The sequence below is a fragment of the Myxococcus sp. MxC21-1 genome (assembly GCF_032612255.1).
GTDB classification, from domain to species: Bacteria; Myxococcota; Myxococcia; order Myxococcales; family Myxococcaceae; genus Myxococcus; species Myxococcus virescens.
Genome location: NZ_CP123278.1, coordinates 8,521,291 through 8,538,540, shown reverse-complemented (window position 1 = coordinate 8,538,540; position 17,250 = coordinate 8,521,291). Strand labels below are relative to the sequence as shown.

The 17,250-nt window shown below is 72.5% G+C and carries 22 protein-coding genes and 4 pseudogenes; 23 read left to right on the top strand and 3 right to left on the bottom strand.

Going from position 1 to position 17,250, the window contains the following annotated elements; all coding sequences use genetic code 11:
* Positions 1–15: 15 nt before the first annotated feature.
* From QEG98_RS42530 to QEG98_RS38425, 3 genes and pseudogenes are all read right to left on the bottom strand, one after another.
* Positions 16–1,838 (bottom strand): annotated as a pseudogene (locus QEG98_RS42530) (hypothetical protein).
* Positions 1,795–2,328, bottom strand: coding sequence for a hypothetical protein (locus QEG98_RS38430; protein ID WP_090487205.1), 534 nt, complete (start codon positions 2,326–2,328; stop codon positions 1,795–1,797). The pseudogene QEG98_RS42530 and the gene QEG98_RS38430 overlap by 44 nt, the downstream one beginning before the upstream one ends.
* A gap of 178 nt (positions 2,329–2,506) precedes the next feature.
* Entirely contained in the window at positions 2,507–2,956 is a 450-nt protein-coding gene (locus QEG98_RS38425) for a Fur family transcriptional regulator (RefSeq protein WP_011556888.1), read from the bottom strand.
* A 579-nt stretch (positions 2,957–3,535) separates the two neighbouring features.
* On the opposite strand from QEG98_RS38425, the gene QEG98_RS38420 reads away from it, so the two are divergent.
* From QEG98_RS38420 to QEG98_RS38310, 23 genes and pseudogenes are all read left to right on the top strand, one after another.
* Positions 3,536–4,324, top strand: a complete 789-nt coding sequence (locus QEG98_RS38420) for a hypothetical protein (RefSeq protein WP_316564860.1) — start codon at positions 3,536–3,538, stop codon at positions 4,322–4,324.
* The gene (locus tag QEG98_RS38415; RefSeq protein ID WP_316564859.1) at positions 4,258–4,689 is read left to right on the top strand and encodes a PAS domain-containing protein; all 432 of its coding nucleotides are present in this window, start codon (positions 4,258–4,260) and stop codon (positions 4,687–4,689) included. Before QEG98_RS38420 ends, QEG98_RS38415 begins: the two co-directional genes overlap by 67 nt.
* Before the next feature lie 44 nt (positions 4,690–4,733).
* Positions 4,734–4,913: pseudogene (locus QEG98_RS38410) on the top strand (histidine kinase dimerization/phospho-acceptor domain-containing protein); the annotation flags it as partial.
* 65 nt (positions 4,914–4,978) lie between these two features.
* Complete coding sequence (locus QEG98_RS38405) at positions 4,979–5,500, top strand: HAMP domain-containing sensor histidine kinase (RefSeq protein ID WP_316564858.1); 522 nt, start codon at positions 4,979–4,981, stop codon at positions 5,498–5,500.
* A 371-nt stretch (positions 5,501–5,871) separates the two neighbouring features.
* Positions 5,872–6,249 carry a response regulator gene (locus QEG98_RS38400; protein WP_090487211.1) on the top strand — a complete coding sequence of 126 codons (378 nt, stop codon included), beginning with the start codon at positions 5,872–5,874 and terminating at the stop codon, positions 6,247–6,249.
* Positions 6,246–6,536, top strand: coding sequence for an Hpt domain-containing protein (locus tag QEG98_RS38395; protein WP_316564857.1), 291 nt, complete (start codon positions 6,246–6,248; stop codon positions 6,534–6,536). The genes QEG98_RS38400 and QEG98_RS38395 overlap by 4 nt, the downstream gene beginning before the upstream one ends.
* Entirely contained in the window at positions 6,536–7,045 is a 510-nt protein-coding gene (locus QEG98_RS38390) for a hypothetical protein (protein ID WP_316564856.1), read from the top strand. Before QEG98_RS38395 ends, QEG98_RS38390 begins: the two co-directional genes overlap by 1 nt.
* Before the next feature lie 58 nt (positions 7,046–7,103).
* Positions 7,104–7,223, top strand: a pseudogene (locus QEG98_RS42525) (hypothetical protein); the annotation flags it as partial.
* A gap of 83 nt (positions 7,224–7,306) precedes the next feature.
* Positions 7,307–7,993, top strand: coding sequence for an ATP-binding protein (locus tag QEG98_RS38385; RefSeq protein WP_316564855.1), 687 nt, complete (start codon positions 7,307–7,309; stop codon positions 7,991–7,993).
* Positions 7,954–8,304 (top strand): chemotaxis protein CheW, encoded by a 351-nt coding sequence (locus QEG98_RS38380; protein ID WP_316564854.1) that lies wholly within the window; start codon positions 7,954–7,956, stop codon positions 8,302–8,304. The genes QEG98_RS38385 and QEG98_RS38380 overlap by 40 nt, the downstream gene beginning before the upstream one ends.
* A complete protein-coding gene (locus QEG98_RS38375) occupies positions 8,301–8,747 on the top strand; it encodes a chemotaxis protein CheW (protein ID WP_011556884.1) in 447 nt (148 codons plus the stop codon). The genes QEG98_RS38380 and QEG98_RS38375 overlap by 4 nt, the downstream gene beginning before the upstream one ends.
* A complete protein-coding gene (locus QEG98_RS38370; RefSeq protein ID WP_316564853.1) occupies positions 8,728–9,141 on the top strand; it encodes a hypothetical protein in 414 nt (137 codons plus the stop codon). Before QEG98_RS38375 ends, QEG98_RS38370 begins: the two co-directional genes overlap by 20 nt.
* A complete protein-coding gene (locus QEG98_RS38365; protein WP_316564852.1) occupies positions 9,126–9,359 on the top strand; it encodes a hypothetical protein in 234 nt (77 codons plus the stop codon). The genes QEG98_RS38370 and QEG98_RS38365 overlap by 16 nt, the downstream gene beginning before the upstream one ends.
* Entirely contained in the window at positions 9,335–10,303 is a 969-nt protein-coding gene (locus QEG98_RS38360; protein WP_316564851.1) for a methyl-accepting chemotaxis protein, read from the top strand. The genes QEG98_RS38365 and QEG98_RS38360 overlap by 25 nt, the downstream gene beginning before the upstream one ends.
* Entirely contained in the window at positions 10,228–10,575 is a 348-nt protein-coding gene (locus tag QEG98_RS38355; RefSeq protein WP_316564850.1) for a hypothetical protein, read from the top strand. Before QEG98_RS38360 ends, QEG98_RS38355 begins: the two co-directional genes overlap by 76 nt.
* Positions 10,551–11,024, top strand: coding sequence for a hypothetical protein (locus tag QEG98_RS38350; RefSeq protein ID WP_316564849.1), 474 nt, complete (start codon positions 10,551–10,553; stop codon positions 11,022–11,024). Before QEG98_RS38355 ends, QEG98_RS38350 begins: the two co-directional genes overlap by 25 nt.
* Before the next feature lie 19 nt (positions 11,025–11,043).
* Complete coding sequence (locus tag QEG98_RS38345; protein ID WP_316564848.1) at positions 11,044–11,274, top strand: hypothetical protein; 231 nt, start codon at positions 11,044–11,046, stop codon at positions 11,272–11,274.
* The gene (locus QEG98_RS38340; RefSeq protein ID WP_316564847.1) at positions 11,271–12,191 is read left to right on the top strand and encodes a HEAT repeat domain-containing protein; all 921 of its coding nucleotides are present in this window, start codon (positions 11,271–11,273) and stop codon (positions 12,189–12,191) included. Before QEG98_RS38345 ends, QEG98_RS38340 begins: the two co-directional genes overlap by 4 nt.
* A 173-nt stretch (positions 12,192–12,364) precedes the next feature.
* Positions 12,365–12,886, top strand: a pseudogene (locus tag QEG98_RS38335) (HEAT repeat domain-containing protein); the annotation flags it as partial.
* A gap of 100 nt (positions 12,887–12,986) precedes the next feature.
* Positions 12,987–13,634, top strand: a complete 648-nt coding sequence (locus QEG98_RS38325) for a HEAT repeat domain-containing protein (RefSeq protein ID WP_410477900.1) — start codon at positions 12,987–12,989, stop codon at positions 13,632–13,634.
* A 9-nt stretch (positions 13,635–13,643) separates the two neighbouring features.
* Positions 13,644–14,465 (top strand): protein-glutamate O-methyltransferase CheR, encoded by an 822-nt coding sequence (locus QEG98_RS38320; RefSeq protein ID WP_316564846.1) that lies wholly within the window; start codon positions 13,644–13,646, stop codon positions 14,463–14,465.
* The gene (gene cheB, locus QEG98_RS38315; protein WP_316564845.1) at positions 14,462–15,508 is read left to right on the top strand and encodes a chemotaxis-specific protein-glutamate methyltransferase CheB; all 1,047 of its coding nucleotides are present in this window, start codon (positions 14,462–14,464) and stop codon (positions 15,506–15,508) included. Before QEG98_RS38320 ends, cheB begins: the two co-directional genes overlap by 4 nt.
* Before the next feature lie 61 nt (positions 15,509–15,569).
* Positions 15,570–16,544 (top strand): fatty acid desaturase, encoded by a 975-nt coding sequence (locus QEG98_RS38310; RefSeq protein WP_316564844.1) that lies wholly within the window; start codon positions 15,570–15,572, stop codon positions 16,542–16,544.
* Positions 16,545–17,250: the final 706 nt, after the last annotated feature.

Sequence of the window (17,250 nt, the reverse complement as noted above, 5' to 3'; positions counted from 1 at the left end):
GGGCTTCCCCGCGCTTCAGTTGCCGCGGAGGACCGTCAGGCCTTTGTCGGTGAGGACGTACAGCGCCGCCGGCGTCACCCGCGGGTCGTAGATGAGCTGCCGCACCCGGGAGCCGCTCACGTCCGCTACCTTCTCCAGCGTCTTCAGCGGCGTGAGGCGCCACAGGCCCGCGCGGTCCGTGCCGATGTAGAGCGAGCCGTCACCCGTGGCCGCCAGCGCGTTGATGTTCTGGAGCGCGGCGTTCTGCTCCGCGTTAGCGCCGGTCAGCCGGGTGCCCGTCTGGGCCTGATTGGAGGCCCCCGTAATCGTCATCTCCCACAGGCCGTGGTCCTTGCTGCCCAGGTAGTAGCGGCCGTCGGTCGTCTGCTGGAAGCCGCGCCAGCTGTCGAACTCACTGATGCTGTTGAGCTGGGGCAGGTAGGAGGACTCCACCTTCATCAGGTTGACGCGCTTGTCCATGTTGTCCCAGTCGCCGTGGCGGGGCGTCGGCGTGACGATGCCGAACATCCACTCGTTGGCGATGAGGACGTCTCCGTCCTGCGCGATGCCGAGCCCGTAGGTGTAGCCCGCCATCTGGCTGCCCTTCTCGTTGAGCCACACCGGGTGCCGGTGGGAGCTGTACTCCAGGCCGCGGATGCGAGTGACGCCGTGGTTGGAGCCCACGTAGACGTCGCCCTCGTCACGGCCGTGCATCACCGTCACGCAGCTCAGGATGCTGCGGTCCTCGTCGAAGTGGTGGTCGTTGCTGTTGCGGATGCCCAGGTTGTGCACGTCATCCAGCCGGCGCGGGCCTGTCTGCACGCGGGGATTGCCGTTCGCGTCCGTCGTGTTGCGCACCGACTGGTGCAGGTGCTCCTCGAGGACAATCTGCCCGCTGCCGTCCAGGCGCACCACGTCCACGTCACCCTGCCTGTAGTACTGGAGCCGGCGGTGGCTGTACGGGAAGCACGGCTGCGCCGGGTCGGGCTGGTAGCACTCGTTGGGGCTGACGATGTAGTTGGGTTGCAGGCCCGGGAAGTCCGGGTCCGCGCGCAGGTCGGTCGTGGCGTAGCCCACGTAGGCGCGGCCCGCGCTGCCACCACAGATGACAGTGGAGCCGGTGGCCGCCCGGTCCGGACCGAAGCCGCCCTGGGCCGGCCAATGGGCGAGCGCGTCCAGACGACCTGCCGCGAGTCCGCGCGCAGCACGCCAATCCGGTCGCCATCCAGCAGCCAGATGTTGTGCGCGGCATCCACGCCCACCGCCTGCACCCGGGAGATGTTGTAGCGGGACGAGTAGTTCGTCACCGCGTCCGTCGGCCACGGTCCTTCAACAGGACCGCTGCCCGCGTCCGGCTCCGTCCCGGCGTCTGGCTCCGAGCCCCCGTCGGGCTCCGAGCCCGCGTCTGGCTCCGTCCCCGCGTCCGGCTCCGTCCCCGCGTCTGGCTCCGTCCCCGCGTCTGGCTGCGTGCCGGCGTCGGGCTCTGGCCGCGTCACCGGTGGAATGTTGTCGATATCGTTGCCCGTCGTGGGGGACGTGGGCTCGTTCGAGCCACCGCATGCCCATGCCGTCATCACCACTGCCCCGAGACACCCGCCCCACAGTCGTCGATTCACCGCTTCCTCCTCCTGCGGGACGCACAGCAATTCGCATACCGGGCCTTGGACGCCTGGCCGCCCGGGAAACAGGGTCAGCGTGGGCAAAACGCTTCCCTGTCTGGAGAAGAAGAGGGCCTCGCGGTGACGAAAAACGAACGGGCCCGCCTCCGGTGTGGAAGCGGGCCCGTTCCGAGGCACGATGCGCGTGTCGCCAGGACTACCGCGTCGGCGTGCCGTCGAGCTCCTTGTCGACGGACTCATGCGGCTGCGTGCCCGCGCCACCGGTGCCCGGCTGCTTCTTCTTGGTGCCCTTGGGGCTGGTGGCGCGCAGCTCCAGCGCGACGACCTCATCGCCCTCCAACTGGAACTTCGCGCGCACCGAGGCGCCTTCCGGAATCTCATCCGTCTTGGCGACCTTCTTGCCGTCCAGCATCAGCACCGTCTTGTCACGCACGTCCAGGTCCGCGTCGGGCAGGCCCGGGCGGGACAGGCTCACGCCGTCCGCGGTGGCATCCTTGAGGGTGCCTTGCAGGCTCATGGCCTTGTCCATCTTGAAGGTGCCTTCATCCTCCGTCTGGACGCCCGTCACATCCTTGGCGGCCTTGCCGATGGCAGGCCCCACTTCGGTGGCGTCCACGCCGGTGCTCTTCTCCGTACCGGGGCGGGGTACCTGCGTTTGCGACGGCTGCTGCTGCGCGAACGCGGCGCTTCCCACGCACAATGCGACTGCGGTGATGAGCTTCTTCATCATCCCTCTCCCTGGGTTCAGGTCGGTTGGACCGACTGCTGGGAGCAAGGGTGGGGCCGCTTCCTGCTCTCGCCAATCCAGGCCGAGTGCCCCAGCGGCGCCCCTGGCCGCAGGGCAGCCGGGCAGGCGCCCACGCTCAGTCGGGCAGCCGACTGAGCCGCTTCACCGCGTTGGGCGTCACTCAGTTGCAGCCGTCGCAGAGACCGCGAAGCTGCACTTCCACCGAGCGCTGGGACACCGCGCGGGGCACGCCCTTCGAGGACGCGATGCGGACCGACTCCTCCGGGAGGCAGGCCACGGTGCCGCAGTCGGTGCAGGTGAAGTGCGGGTGGCTGCCGCTGTGCCCCCCGCCCGCGCGCTTCAGTTCGAAGCGCCAGACGTGGTCGCCCAGGTCCGCCCGCACCACGAGCCCGGCCTCGGTGAGGTCCGTCAGGTTGCGGTAGATGGTCACCCGGTCGTAGCCCTCGTCACCCAGCGCGTCCACCAGGTCGGCGTGGCTCATCGGGGACGTGGCGTCCTCCAACTCCCGCAACACCGCCACACGGGGCGCGGTGCTGCGCAAGCCTGCGGAACGAATCCGGTCCTGGAACTCAGTGAGCTTCGGCTGCACGGCACTTCTCTTTGCTCCCATGATGCCCTTTCGATAACCGATTTGACGGCCACTTTCACCCTGCTGAGACCTGGAGCGTTGAGTCCTCACGCTCCGCGTCATGCATCCCAGCGGGTCGTCCCCGACTCCTCGCGCATGCACCCGGTGTTGTATCTGCTTCCAATGCAATCTGGATGCAGAAGAATCCTCGTTGCCGCCGTGCTTGGGCGAACCGTGAGTTGAAGGTCCCGCCCCCGGTGCCTGGTGGCTGGCGTGTCTGGCGTCACCCGACGGCGGGGAGGGTGCGGGAAGCTGGAGCTCCGGAAGCCGCGCGGCATGTCACTGGGAAAGACCTCGGGGAGGGCGGGCTGGCCACAGGTGGCCCCTGCCTGCCCGGATGCGACTGTTGACGGGATACCGCTGCCGCCGTGGATGCATCCGCCACGCAAGTGCGTTTCTGGAGGGAGGAGCCGAGGGCCGGCGACCGACGAGCGGTCATTTGCACCGGAGAACACTTGCCGCCGGACTGCTTGACTCGCTGCGTCCGGTGCCCAGACTGCGCCTCTTTCCTTCATCTGGGGTGTCCGGACGCCCCGGCCGCACGCTCGCCTTCGATTCGTCGTGATGACGCCCTCCCTCCTGCTCATCGAAGACGCCGGTGCCTCCCGGGAGCTCCAGGTGCTTGCCCTGGAAAGTCAGGGCTGGCGGGTCTGGGCTTCCGCGGACGTTCCGGGCGCGCTGACGCTGCTGCAGACGCAGTCGGTGCAGGTGGTGGTGGCGGCGGCCGGCCTGCTGATATCGGATGGGACGCACCTGGAGTCGCTGCGGAGCGCACTGTCGCTGGCGGGCGCCCTGTTGCAAATCAGCGCCTTCCCCGCAGAGCGGGAGGCGCTGCGCCCGCTCGACCTGCCGGTGGAGCGCTACCTGAGCCGGCCCCTGTCGCTGGGGGCGCTGGTGGAAGGGGCGCGGCAGGCCTTCCCGGTGGAGGCGGCCGGGGGCCGGAGGCACGGCGTCCGCGCGTGCTGGTGGCGGATGACGACCCGGTCTCCCGCAAGCTGGCGCAGCTGCACCGGCGCCCTTCCGTTTCGACGTGGTGCTGGCGGCGGATGGCGCCACGGCGCTGGACCGGCGCGGCGCCGCGGTCCGGACGTGGTGCTGGCGGACGTGCTGATGCCGGGCATGGACGGCTTCAAGCTGTGCCTGGGCTTCCGGCAGGACCCGGGCTGGCCCGGGTGCCCGTCATCCTCACGCACACCATCGCGCCCGACGAGCTGGACTTGCGCATGGCCCACAACGTGGGGGCCAACGGCTTCGTGCGCAGGACGCAGGAGGGCGACGAACTGGTGGGCGCGCTGCTGCGTGAGCTGCGCGCCGGCGGGCCTGCCCACACGTCGCCCCCCGCGGACCTGAGCACCGAGGACCACCTGTACCGGATGGTGCGCCAGCTGGAGCGGCGGGTGGGGTTGCTGGAGCAGGCCGAGCGCACCGCCCGGGAGAGCGAGGCGCGCTACCGCCTGGTGGTGAGCGGCTCCTACGACGGCATCTGGGACTGGGACTTGCGCGGCCAGGCCTTCTACTGGAGTCCGCCGCTGCTGGACATGCTGGGCCTGGAGCCGGGGGACTTCGGCGGGACGTTCTCCGCCTTCCTGGAGCTGATTCACCCGGAGGACCGGCCGGACGTCATGGCCGCGCTGTCCGCGCACCTGGAGCGGGGCACGCCCTATGACGTGTCCCTGCGGCTGCGGCACGTCACCGGCACCGGCGCTCGTGCGTGAGCCGTGGCCGGGCGCTGCGGGACGCGCAGGGCCGCCCGGTGCGGATGGCCGGCATCATTGGCGACGTGACGCAGCAGCTGCGCCTCTACCGCGAGACGCAGGAGGCGGTGCGCGCGCGCGATGACTTCCTCAGCGTCGCGGCCCACGAGCTGCGCACCCCGCTGGCGGCGTTACGGCTGCGCGTGCAGGGCGCCCAGGGCGTGCTGCGCTCGGGCCTGAGCAGCGGGACGGAGCGGTTGGAGCGCGCGCTGGATGCGGCGGACCGGCAGGTGCAGCGCCTGTCGGACTGGTGGAGTCGCTGCTGGACGTGTCGCAGCTCCAGGGCGGCGCGCCCCGGCTGCACCTGGAGGACGTGGACCTGGCGCTGGTGGTGCGCGAGGCGGTGTCCCGTTCGGAGGATGCGGCGGCGCGCGCGGGCTGTCTGCTGGTGCTCAGTCCGCTGGAGCCCACGCCGGGACGGTGGGACGCGGCGCGCCTGTCCCAGGTGATGACGCACCTGTTGTCCAACGCGATGAAGTTCGGGCCGGGCAAGCCAGTGGAGGTGGCGCTGGAGTCCGGGCGGGACGTGGCGACGCTGATGGTGAAGGACCATGGCATCGGCATCGCGCCCGGGCGGCTGGAGAGCCTCTTCCGCCGCTTCGAGCGCGCCGTGCCGGTGCGGCACTACGGCGGGTTGGGCCTGGGCCTGTACCGGCTGCGCCGCATCGTGGAGGCGCATGGGGGCGGTGTGTCCGTGGACAGCACCCCTGGAGCGGGCGCCACGTTCCGCGTCCGTCTGCCGCGCGAGGGCCCTCCCGCGGTGAGGGACTGACGGCGTCCCTCGGCTGACGCGAGTGAGGACGCCGCTTCTCCGTCATGCCAGAGGATGGCCTCCGCGGGCGGCCGGCCGCGGCCGTTGCCCAGGTGACAGGCTAGGCAGGAGACGGAGTGGACGAGGGGCCCCATTCCGACGCGCTCGCCTGTGCCCCGGACTTCCACGTACCCCCATTACTCGAGGTGAGGACACCCAGGCCGACGGCGTCCGCACCGCAGGCGCGTCGGGACTGATACCGGCGGTCCCAGGCGGGGCACGTCGCTGCCGTGGACTGTCTGCCAGTGTGCGCTGTAGCAGCCCCATGTCCGGCAATGTCTTTCAACTTCGCGGAATCGCTCTAGGTTCGGTGGCCGTTTCCAGGGGACGCCATGGCAGATGTGCTCGTCGTTGATGACAGCAAAGTGATGCGCGACATGGTGGTCGCGTGCCTGCGGCCCTATCCGGGCCTCACCTTCACGCATGCTTCCAGTGGCTTGGAGGCCATCGAGCGGCTGTCGCTCCAGCCGTATGACTTGCTGGTGCTGGACCTGAACATGCCGGACATCGGCGGCATCGAGGTGGTGGAGTTCGTGCGAGGGCAGGACCGGCTGCGCGAGCTGCCCATCATCATCGTCACCACGCGTGGGGACGAGGCCTCGCGGACGCGGGCGTTGGCGGCGGGTGCCAGCCGTTTCATGACAAAGCCCTTCACGCCGGACGCCATCCTGTCGGAGGTGCGTGGGCTGCTGGAGGGGAGGCGCGCTTGAGCGCGTCCGTGGACCTCGCGGACTTCCTTCCCGCCTATCTGGCGGAGGCGGAGGAGTTGCTGGGGGTGGGGCATCGCCAGTTGCTGGCCATGGAGGCCAGCATCCGGCGGGGGCTGCCGCACCCGCGCGCCGTGCGCGAGCTCTTCCGCGCCGTGCACACCATCAAGGGCCTGTCGGCCATGGTGGATGTGGAGCCCATCGTCGACATCGCCCATTGGATGGAGACGTGCCTGCGCCACGCCGACCGGGCGGGGGCCGCCTGCCCGAGGCCAGCGTGGAGCCGCTGATGGAGGGGCTGCGCGAAATCGAGCAGCGCGTCCGCCAACTCGCCGCGGGCAAGCAGGCCGCGCCGGTGCCCCCGGGCCTGCTGTCTCGGCTGGAGGCGCTGGATGCCGAAGGCGCTCCGGGTGGGAGCGCCGCGAAGGCCGCGCCCGCCGCGCTGGCGCTGGAGGAGGCCGTGGCCTCCCGGCTCTCCGCGGCGGAGCGGGAGCAGCTCACCACGGGCGCCACCGATGGCCGCCGCGCGGTGCGGCTGGACTTCATCCCCGGCGCGGACCGCGCCGCCAACGGCATCACCATCAACAGCGTGCGCGAGCGCGTGGCCCCGCTGGGCGAGACGGTGAAGGTGCTGCCCCTGTCGGGGCCCGCCGCGGGCGGTGGGGCGCTCACCTTCGTGCTGCTGCTGCTCACCGAGGCCTCCGACGCCGCGCTGCTGGAGGCCGCGGGGGCCCGCCCGCGTCGGTGCGCCCGCTGGCCGTCGTCGCCCCCGGGCACCCGCCCTGGCGCCCTTGCCTGAGTCGGCGCTGGCGGACGAGGAGCCCGAGGAGGCGCGGCGTGGCGGCGGCTCCCTGCGGGTGGACGTGTCGCGCCTGGACGAGGCGCTGGAGCGGCTGGCGGCGCTCGTGGTCAACCGTTCGCGGCTGACCCGCGCGGTGGCGGCGCTGACGGCGGCCGGCGCGCCCACGCGCGAGCTGCAGGCCATCCTCCAGGAGAACGCACGCCAGCTTCGCGACATGCGCACGGCCATCCTCCGCCTGCGCATGGTGCGGGTGGGGATGTGCTGGAGCGGCTGCCGCTGCTGGTGCGCGGCCTGCGCCGCAGCACGGGCAAGTCGGTGCGGCTGGAGCTGGACGTGGGGGACGCGGAGCTGGACAAGGCCGTGGCGGACCGGCTGCTGCCCGCGCTGGTGCACCTGGTGCGCAACGCGGTGGACCATGCGCTGGAGTCGCCGGAAGCGCGCCGCGCCGCGGGCAAGCCGGAGGAAGGCGTGGTGCGCGTGGCCAGCCATGGCCGGGCGGGTGGGCTGTTGGACCTCACCGTGGCGGATGACGGGCGCGGCGTGGATGCGCGGGCGGTGGCCGCGCGCGCGGGCGTGCCCGTGCCTCCCACGCCGGACGCGCTGCTGGAGGTGCTCTGCCGGCCCGGCTTCTCCACCCGGGATGCCGCCAGCGCGACCAGCGGGCGGGGCATGGGCATGGACATCGTCCAACGCATCATCGTGGACCAGCTGGGTGGCGAGCTGGGGATGGAGACGCGGCCCGGCGCCGGCACCACCTTCCGGCTCCGCGTGCCGCTCACGATTACGCTGCTGGACGCGCTCGTCTTCGAGTGCGCCGGGCTTCGCTACGCCGTGGCGGTGGGCTCCGTGGAGGAGCTCGTCGAGGTGGACGCCGCGCGGCTGGTGTGGCCCGCGGGCGCGGGGGCGTGGCCCTGCTGGAGCGCCGGGGGAACTCGGTGCCGCTGATGGGGCTGGCCCGGCTGCTGGGGCGCGGGGAAGCGGACGGCCGCGGAGGCGCGGTGGCCAAGGCGCTGCTCGTGCGTCAGCGCGGTGAGCTGGTTGCGTTCGGTGTGGAGCGGCTGGTGGGGCAGCAGGAAATCGTCCTGCGTCCGCTGGAGGACCCCTTGGTGCGCGTGCCCGGCGTGGTGGGCGCCACGGACCTGGGGGATGGGCGGCCCACGCTGGTGTTGGACCTGGCCGCGCTCGGGCTGGCGCGAGGTGGCGGCGCGCCGCACCGACGCAGGGCTTCCGTCCGGGAAGAGGGGCGCCTCGCATGAGCGTGCTGCATGTCGTGTTCAAGGTAGACGGAGCCGAGTACGTGCTGCCCGCGGCGGACGTGCTCCAGATGGAGTCCTTCACGGGGGCCACGCCCGTACCGGGCGCCGCGCCGCACGTCGCCGGGTTGGTGCAGGTGCGGGGGCGCGTCATCCCGGTGGTGGATGCCCGCCTGCGCTTTGGCCTGCCGCCGGTGGAGCGCACGCTCGACTCCCGGGTGGTGGTGGCGCAGCTCGGCAGCCGGGTCGTGGGGCTCGTGGTGGACAGCGCCCGCGAGGTGCTGAAGCTGGACCCCCAGCAGCTCAAGCCGCCCCCTCCGCTGGTCGTGGAGGGAGCGCGCGGTTTCGTGAAGGCCGTGGCCCAGGTGGGCCCGCGCCTGGTGATGCTCATCGATTTCCCTCGGGTCATCGGGGAGGAGACGTTGGATGGCGACGGACAGCGGTAACGCAGGGGTGGCGCTGGAAGAGGCCCGTACCCTGGCCGAAGACGCGGCGCGCAGTGTCCAGGAGAGCGTGGGGTTGGTGCAGGCGGTGGAGGGGCTCGCGACGCGGCTGGCGGCCGGCGGCAACGAGCAGGCCGCGGCCTCCGAGCAGGTGCGCGCCGCCATCGAATCGGTGGCCGCGCACGTGGAGGAGACGGGCCAGTCCGTCCATGAGCTGGTGCGCTCGCAGCGCACGGTGAGCGACTCCGCGCGGGCCCAGGTGCAGGAGGCCGAGGCCACCGCGGGCACCCTCCAGGAGGTGAACGCCTCGGTGGCTGGCGTGCGCAAGGACGCCGCGCACCGGCGGCCTCGGCGGACACCACGGCGGGGGCGCTGGAGGAGGTGTCGCGCTCGGTGAAGGGCGTGAGCGCCAACGCGGAGGAGCTGGCCGCCTCCAGCGAGGAGCTGCTGGCCTCCATGACGGAGATGAACGCCACCGTGGCGGACCTGGTGGCGCGCAACCAGGCCAGCGCCGCCGCCACCGAGCAGGTGGCCGCCACCGCCGAGGAGATGGCCAAGGGCATTGTCCGGCTGTCCACGGATTCGCAGGGGTGGGCGAGCGCGTGGCGCAGGTGACGCAGGCGGTGGCGGGAATGGTCCGCTCCCTGGCCGAGGCGTCCCGGGACGCCACGTCCATGGCCTCCAGCGTGGAGGACACGGCGGCCACGGTGGAGGAACTGGCGCGCAGCGTGAAGGGCGTGGCGGAGATCGCCCGGACGCTGGAGACCCACTCCGCCAGCACCGCGTCCTCCGTGGAGGAGGTGGCCGCCAGCGTGGAGGAGGTGGCCGCCACGGCGGAGAAGAACGCGGCGACCGTGGAGGCCAACGCGGCCACCATCGAGCAGCTCGCCCGCTCCGCGCAGACGGTGGCGAAGGCCTCCGAGCAAATCAATTCCCTGGCGGCTGGCAGCGCCACGGCCTCCGCGCAACTGGAGGCGTCCACGCGGCGGGTGGCGCAGATGATGGAGGAGGCGCGCACCACCGCCGAGCGCGTGGGGAGCACCGCGCGGGAGGGTGGCGCCACGGTGGCGCGCTCCATCGCCGGCTTCGGCCGTATCCGCGAGTCCATTGTCGGGTCGGCCGGGGTGATGAAGGAGATGGGGCGGCGCGCCGAGGAGATTGGCGACATCGTGCAGACCATCAACCTCATCGCGGACCGCACGAACCTCTTGTCCCTCAACGCCAGTATCGAGGCGGCGCGCGCCGGTGAGCACGGCCGGGGCTTCGCGGTGGTGGCGGAGGAGATTCGCGCGCTGGCGGACCGCGCGGCGGCGGCCAGCGCGGACGTGGCGAAAATCGTCCGGGGCCTGCAGACGACGGCGCGCGAGGCGGCCACCGCTTCGGGCGAAGGCGTGCGGGCGGCGGACGAGGGCGCGGCGCTGGCAGGGGATGCCGAGCGCGCGCTGTCCACCATCCTCAAGGGGTGGAGGACCTGGGGAGCAACGTGCGCGAGGTGTCGCGCGCCTCCAGCGAGCAGGTGCAGGCCACGCAGGCGCTGGTCCAGGGCACCGCGAAGGTGAGCGAACAGGGACGGGCCATCGCCACCTCCGCGGCGGAGCAGGCGCAGGCCGCCCAGGCGCTGGCGCAGGGCGGCGCGGAGATGCGGCGCATGTCGCGGCAGACGATGCAGGCCACCTCCGAGCAGGCGCGCGCGCTGCGCGACGTGGTGCGCTCCAACGGTCAGCTCGCGGAGGCGGCACAGAAGGTGTCGCGCGCCGTGCAGGAGCAGGCGGTGGCGGCGGCGGACCGGCCAAGGGCACCTCCCAGATGCGTCAGCTCGTCCAGGGCGTGAGCGGGGTGGTGACCACCCAGAGCCGTGACGTGGCGGGGGTGGGCACGTTGGTGCAGGAGGCGGCGGCGTCCACCCAGCGCACCCTGGTGGGGCTGGCCGAGCAGGCCACGGCCGCTCAGGAGGTGACGCGGGCCATGGAGGAGACGCGCAAGCAGGTGGCCCAGTCCGCGCGCGGCATGACGGAGCAGGCCCGCGCCCTCAAGCAGAGTGAAACGGCCAGCCGCCAGGTGGCGAAGCTGGCCGCGTCGGTGACGCGGGCCGCGGAGGAGCAGTCGAAGGCGCTCAGCGGGCTGGTGCGGGAGGCGGACGAGGTGCGGCGCGTGGCGCGGCAGACGTCGCGCGCGCTGGACGAGCAGACGGAGGCGCTCGGTGCGCTCACGGCCTCCGCCAGCCGCCGGCCACGGGCGTGGCCGTGGTGGCACGCGCCAGCGCGGAGGCGACGGCGGTGATGGAGGGCCGGCCAAGAACGTGGAGGAGATTCGCCTCCGGGCGCGGGACATCACCACCGCCACCGCGCAGCAGGCGCGCGCGACGGCCACCACCGCCACGGAGGTGCAGGAGGTGGCGGGCCGGCTGGCCCACCTCACGCGGCTGCAAGGCGCGCAGTCGGAGAGCCTCGCCCGGCTGCGAGGCGCGCTGGGCGGCGCGAAGGACAACCCGGAGGTCGCGGCGGCCTCGCCGCGGGAGCAGCGGGCATGACGGCCGCATCCTCGACGTCGGTGCACCCGTTGACGCTGTCGGCGGAGGACCGCTCCCAGGTGGATGAGGTGGAGCAGCTCGCCCGGCGCGGCGCCGCCAGCCTGGCGCTGCTGGTGGGCGGGCTGGATGCCCAGAGCTGGGCGGTGCGGCGCGCCGTGGTGGGCGCCCTGGCGAAGCTGGGGACGCCCGCGGTGGCGCCGCTGCGCGACGTGCTGGTCCACCGCCGCGACAGTGAGGCGCGACTGTCGGCCGCCGTGGAGGCGTTGGTGGCCTCCACCGGTGATGTCGAGGGCACGCTGGAGGCGCTCGGGGAGGACGCCAACCCCGCCATCGTCTGTGACGTCGCCCAGGTGCTGGGCCGGCGCCGCAGCCGGCGCTCGGTGCCGCTCTTGTCCCGGCTCACGGTGCACCCGGACGACAACGTGGCGGTGGCGGCCATCGAGGCGCTGGGCCGCGTGGGCGGCGGCGCGGCGGTGGATGCGCTGCTGGCGGCGCTGGGCAGCGGGAACTTCTTCCGCATCTTCCCCGCCATCGACGTGCTGGGCCGGTGTGGAGACCCCGTGGTGGTGCCCGCGCTGCTGGGCCTGCTGCCCGACCCCTTCTACACCCTGGAGGCTGCGCGCGCGCTGGGGCGCACCGGTCAGGAGGCCGCGGTGCCCTCGCTGGTGGGGCTGCTGCGCAAGGGCAATGACGCGTCGGTGCGCGCGGCGGCGGTGGCGCTGGTGGACATCCACGAGGCCCAGGTGCAGCGCTTCGGCGGCTCGCGCACCGTGCACACCGCGGTGCGGGGGCCGGAGTCGGCGGTGCTGGGACGGCGGCTGTCGCAGTGTGTCTCGAGCGCGGACACGACGGAGAAGACGGCCCTCGCACGCCTGCTGGGCTGGGTGGGGGGCAGGACGCCGCATTCGGGCTGCTGAAGCTCCTGGACGGGCCGGACCCGTCGGTGGCGCGCGCGGCGGCCGGCGCGCTGTCGGAGCTGGGCGCGGACGCGGACACCCAGATTCTCCAGGCGCTGCGCGAGGGCGACAGCCTCCGGCGCCGCGTGCTGTTACCGCTGGTGGGCCGCAGGTCCGCGGCGGTGCCGGACGTCATGTCGTGCCTGGAGGACCGGGACGCGGCGGTGCGCGCCCTGGCGGCGGACACGTTGTCCCGCATTGGCAGCCCGGCCGCGGTGCCGGCCCTGTTCGAGCGGTTGGTGGACGAGGACCTGCGCGTGGTGCAGGCCGCGGTGGGGGCCATCCAGTCCCTGGGCAGCGACACCACGGAGAAGCTGGCGTTGCAGGCGGCCCGCTCCCCCGACGCGCGCCTGCGCCGCGCGGCGCTGCGTATCATCTCCTACTTCGGCTATTCCAAGGGACTGGAAGTGCTGCTCCAGGCCATGCGGGACCCGGATGAGCGCCTGCGCGACGCGGCCATCTACGGCCTGCCCTTCATCGAGGACCCGCGCGCGGTGGACGCGCTGCTGACGGCCGCCAGCCACGAGTCAGAGCGCACGCGCGCGGCGGCCATGCGCGCGCTGGGGCAGACGGAGAAGGAGGCGCGCATCACCTCCGCGCTGCTGCGTGGTCTCAACGACCGCGACCCCTGGGTGCGCTACTACGCGTGCCAGGCGCTGGGGAAGCTGAACGAGGAAGCCGCCGCGGACGCCATCGTCGCGCTGGCGGACGACGCCGCGGGCGGTGCGCGTGGCGGTGGTGGACGCGCTGGCGCACATGCACACGGAGAGCGCGATGTCGGCGCTCCAGCGCGCGGCGGCCAGCGCGGACGCGGATGTGCGGCGCGCCGCCCTGCTGGGGCTGGGCGTGGGCCGGCGGCCGGACGCGCTGCCCGTGCTGCTGGAGGCGGCGAAGTCGGAGGACGCGGCCACACGGCTCGTCGCGCTGTCCGCGGTGGCCGAATACGAGGCGCCGGAGACGCTGCCCGCGCTGCTGCATGCCGCGGGTGACGGCGACGACAGCGTGCGCAGCGCCGCGGTGGGCTTCATCGCCACGCGCCCCGGTGTCCCGGCCACGCAGGCCCTGGTGTCCCTGCTGGGGGACATGACGCTGCGCGAACGGGTGGTGAGCGCCTTGGCGCTTCCCCTGGAGGGACGGCTGCCGGGGCTGCTGGCCGCGCTGGAGGCGGCGGACGAAGTCACGGCGCCGCTGCTGGTGGCGGCACTGGCCCGGATGCGACGGGCGGACGCGCGCGCCGCGCTGATGCAACTCCTGGTGTCCGCCAGTCCGGCGGGCCGTCGCGCCGCGGTGCCCGCGGTGGCGGCATTGGGGACGTTGGAGGCACGCGAGGCGCTGGAGCGCGCCTCCCATCAGGACGAGGACCCCGAGGTCCGGAGGGCCTGCCGGCTGGTGCTGAGCCGCTGACGCCCCGCCATGTTCTCACTGCCCATGTCTCCCCAGGTGTTCGCCATCCTGGCCGCGCTCATCGAACAGCGCTCCGGGGTGCACTACGCCCCCGAGGACCGGGAGCTGCTCGCCGACAAGGTGGTGCCCCGCGCGCTGGACGCGGGCTTCGACTCGCTGCTCGACTACTACTACTTCCTCCGCTACGACCCGGCGGGCTCCGAGGCGCTGGACGCGCTGGTGGACTCGCTGCTGGTCCACGAGACGTACTTCTTCCGGGAGGCCCTGCCGCTGCGGGTGCTGGCCGAGGACCTGCTGGTGCCCGCCGTGCGCGCCGGACGGCGGCCCCGCGTGTGGAGCGCGGCCTGCTCCACCGGAGAGGAGCCCCTCACGCTGGCGATGATTCTCGCGGAGCTGGGCGTGCTCGACGAGGTGGAGCTGCTGGCCAGTGACTTGAGTGCCCGCGCGCTGGAGCGGGCCCGCACCGGGGAGCACAACCTGCGCTCCCTGCGCGCGCTGCCTCCGGGCGTGGAGGGCCGGTGGCTGGAGACGCGCGAGGGGCGCCCACGCGTCCGGCCGGAGTTGGTGCGCGCGGTGGACTGGCGGCGCGTCAACCTGGTGGATGCCAGCGCGGTGGCGCAGCTGGGCATCTTCGACGCCATCCTCTGCCGCAACGTCCTCATCTACTTCCAGGACGACACCGCGCGCCGCGTGGTGTCGTCCCTGACGCGCGCGCTCGCTCCGGAGGGACACCTGCTGGTGGGGACCTCTGAGTCCCTGATGCGCTTCGGCACCGCGCTCGCCTGCGAGGAGCGGCGCGGCGCCTTCTTCTATACCAAGGCAAGGCCATGACGGCGGTGTCTCCCATTCGCGTGCTGGTGGTGGATGACTCCGCCTTCGCCAGCAAGGTGCTGCGGCAGGTGCTCTCCAGCGCGGAGGGCTTGGAAGTGGTGGGCGTCGCGCGCGACGGCCTGGACGCGCTGGAGAAGGTGGCCGAGCTGTCTCCGGACGTGCTCACGCTGGACCTGGTGATGCCGGGCCTGGACGGGCTGGGCGTGCTGCGCGCGCTCACCTCCAGTGCCGCGGCGCCTCGCGTGGTGGTGGTGAGCAGCGCGGGCGAGGAGAGCGAGCTGGCGGTGGCCGCGCTCCAGGCCGGCGCGGTGGAGTTGGTGAACAAGCCCACCGCGCTCGCCACCGAGCGGCTGTATGAGCTGGGCGGCGAGCTGGTGGCGAAGGTTCGCACGGCCGCGGGCGCGGTGGTTCGCGCGCCGCCGGAGCCGGCACCGTCGCCGGAGGCCTCCTCCTCGCCGGTGGCTCGCGCGCCCGCGAAGAGCCTGGTGGTGGTGGGCACCTCCACCGGCGGGCCGCAGGCGCTCACCCGCCTGCTGTCCGAGCTTCCCGTGGACTTTCCCGCGCCGCTGGCGCTCGCGCTCCACATCCCCACGGGCTACACGGAAGCGGTGGCCCGGCGCCTGAACGCGCACTGCGCGCTGGAGGTGCTGGAGGCGGTGGATGGGCTGGAGCTGCGGCCCGGCCGCGTGGTGCTGGCGCGCTCCGGGCAGCACCTCAAGCTGGAGCGCCATGGACCGGTGACGCTCGCGCGGTTGGATCGGCAGCCGCTGCGCACGCCGCACCACCCCAGCGTGGACGTCCTCTTCGAAAGCGCCGCGCGAAGCTGGGGCCCGGACGTGGTGGGCCTGGTGCTCACCGGCATGGGGGACGACGGCGTCGCGGGCGCCCGGGCCATCCGCGAGGCCGGAGGCACCGTCCTCACGGAGAGCGAGTCCTCCTGTGTGGTGTATGGCATGCCGCGCGCGGTGAAGGAGGCCGGGCTGTCGACCGCCAGCGCTCCGCTGGAGGGAATGTTGGCGTTGCTGCGGCGCCATGTGCGCTGACGTCCACCTGTGTTCGAATCCAGGAGGGGGTGGATGGTAGTGGGGCGCCGACTGGGTCAGGATGGCCGGCATGCTCCGATACGCCGCTGACCGCCGGACGATGCTGTGGTGTCTGGCCATGCCCGTGGTGGCCCTGTCGATGTACGTGGCCCCCGGGTGGATTCCCTATCTCTGCCCACTGGCGTGCTACCTGGCGCTGTCGGCGGGCGTCATCGCGCACAACCACAACCACTGCCCCACCTTCCGCAACCGGAAGCTGAACGAGGCCATGGGCATGTGGCTGTCGCTCTTCTACGGGTACCCCACCTTCGTCTGGATTCCGACGCACAACCTCAACCACCATAAGTTCGTGAACAAGGCGGGCGACGCCACCATCACCTGGCGCTACTCGAAGAAGCACAACTTCCTGGTGGCCTTCCTCTTCCCCTTCGTCTCCACGTACTGGCAGCAGGAGCCGACGAAGGCCTTCATCGACAAGGCGCGCGAGCGCAACCGCCCGCTGTACCGCCAGATTCTCACCCAGTACGCCGTCTGGGGAGGCACGCACGCGGCGCTGCTGGGGCTGGCCATGGCGATGCATGGCGTGGCCGGCGGCGCGCGCATCTGGGCGTTCGCCTTCCTGGTGCCCGCGCTCTTCTCGCTGTGGACCATCATGTTCTTCAACTACATCCAGCACGTCCACACGGACCCCTGGAGCGAGCACGACCACAGCCGCAGCTTCACCGGCCGCCTCATCAACTTCTTCCTCTTCAACAACGGCCTCCACGCCGTGCACCATGAGACGCCGGGCCTGCACTGGAGCCTGCTGCCCCAGGCGCACGCGAAAATCGAGGCCGCCATGGACCCGGCCCTCAAGCCGGTGAGCTTCTTCGGCTGGTGCTTCCGCTCGTACGTGGTGGCACCCTTCCTGCCCCGCTTCGGAACGGCGCAGGTGGGGCGCGCGCCCTATGAGCCGCCCGCGGGTGTCGCGCTGGACGTGCGCTTCGGGGACGACCTGCAGGCCGTCGACTCGGGCGTCAACGTCGCCCGCGTCTGACGCGCCTTCGTGGCGCCGTGGACACCGGCTGCGGCTCCAGTCGGAGGCCGGTGTCCTTTATTCCCCATCTGTCAATGGAATCTGGCCCAGGGGGATTTTCTCTGACTGGCCGTTTCTCATACTTCGAAGTCGCAGGATGAGCGCGGTGGGCGGGCCGGGGGGGGACGAAGACACGGGAGGCTCCGCATGATGACGGCTCCAGGACGCGTGCGTCCTTCACCAGGGCCGGTGGAAGCAGCGCCGCGGGTGCTGTGTGTGGGGGCCACGAGCGAATCCTGGTTGGCGCTGTCACGAGCCCTGCGCCCCTTGCGCTGCGTGGCCTTGCAGGTGCCTTCCCTGGAGTCGGCCTTCCTGGAGGTGCAGCACACGCGGCCTTCCCTGGTGCTGGTCCACTGGCGGCAGTTGGTGGCCGGAGCGGGCATGGGCCTGCGCGCGTTGAAGCTGCGCCTGGGGGGATGGTCCGCCGGTGGTGCTGGTGGCGGAGCCGGAGACGCCCGCCGAGGTGCTCGAGGTGGGCGACGCGGAGGGGGTCGAGGACTGTCTGCTGTCGCCCCTTCGCACGCACGAGCTGCGCGCGCGGTTGGCGATGCTGGCGGGTGGCGGCGTCCCGGCCGCGCCGGTGCGTGCATCCCGTGTGCGTTCGCGCCTGCTGCTGCTGGCCGGCGCCAGTGGCCCCTGGCGTGGAGCGGGCTGGGCGCCCTGCTGG

What these genes read in the sequence shown, in the direction of transcription:
- QEG98_RS38430 (WP_090487205.1), bottom strand. Translation starts at nt 2,328, where the DNA reads ATGATGAAGAAGCTCATCACCGCAGTCGCATTGTGCGTGGGAAGCGCC.
- QEG98_RS38425 (WP_011556888.1), bottom strand. Translation starts at nt 2,956, where the DNA reads ATGGGAGCAAAGAGAAGTGCCGTGCAGCCGAAGCTCACTGAGTTCCAG.
- QEG98_RS38400 (WP_090487211.1), top strand. Translation starts at nt 5,872, where the DNA reads ATGGCAGATGTGCTCGTCGTTGATGACAGCAAAGTGATGCGCGACATG.
- QEG98_RS38390 (WP_316564856.1), top strand. Translation starts at nt 6,536, where the DNA reads ATGGAGGGGCTGCGCGAAATCGAGCAGCGCGTCCGCCAACTCGCCGCG.
- QEG98_RS38375 (WP_011556884.1), top strand. Translation starts at nt 8,301, where the DNA reads ATGAGCGTGCTGCATGTCGTGTTCAAGGTAGACGGAGCCGAGTACGTG.
- QEG98_RS38370 (WP_316564853.1), top strand. Translation starts at nt 8,728, where the DNA reads ATGGCGACGGACAGCGGTAACGCAGGGGTGGCGCTGGAAGAGGCCCGT.
- QEG98_RS38350 (WP_316564849.1), top strand. Translation starts at nt 10,551, where the DNA reads ATGCGTCAGCTCGTCCAGGGCGTGAGCGGGGTGGTGACCACCCAGAGC.
- QEG98_RS38340 (WP_316564847.1), top strand. Translation starts at nt 11,271, where the DNA reads ATGACGGCCGCATCCTCGACGTCGGTGCACCCGTTGACGCTGTCGGCG.
- QEG98_RS38325 (WP_410477900.1), top strand. Translation starts at nt 12,987, where the DNA reads ATGCACACGGAGAGCGCGATGTCGGCGCTCCAGCGCGCGGCGGCCAGC.
- QEG98_RS38320 (WP_316564846.1), top strand. Translation starts at nt 13,644, where the DNA reads ATGTTCTCACTGCCCATGTCTCCCCAGGTGTTCGCCATCCTGGCCGCG.
- cheB (WP_316564845.1), top strand. Translation starts at nt 14,462, where the DNA reads ATGACGGCGGTGTCTCCCATTCGCGTGCTGGTGGTGGATGACTCCGCC.
- QEG98_RS38310 (WP_316564844.1), top strand. Translation starts at nt 15,570, where the DNA reads ATGGCCGGCATGCTCCGATACGCCGCTGACCGCCGGACGATGCTGTGG.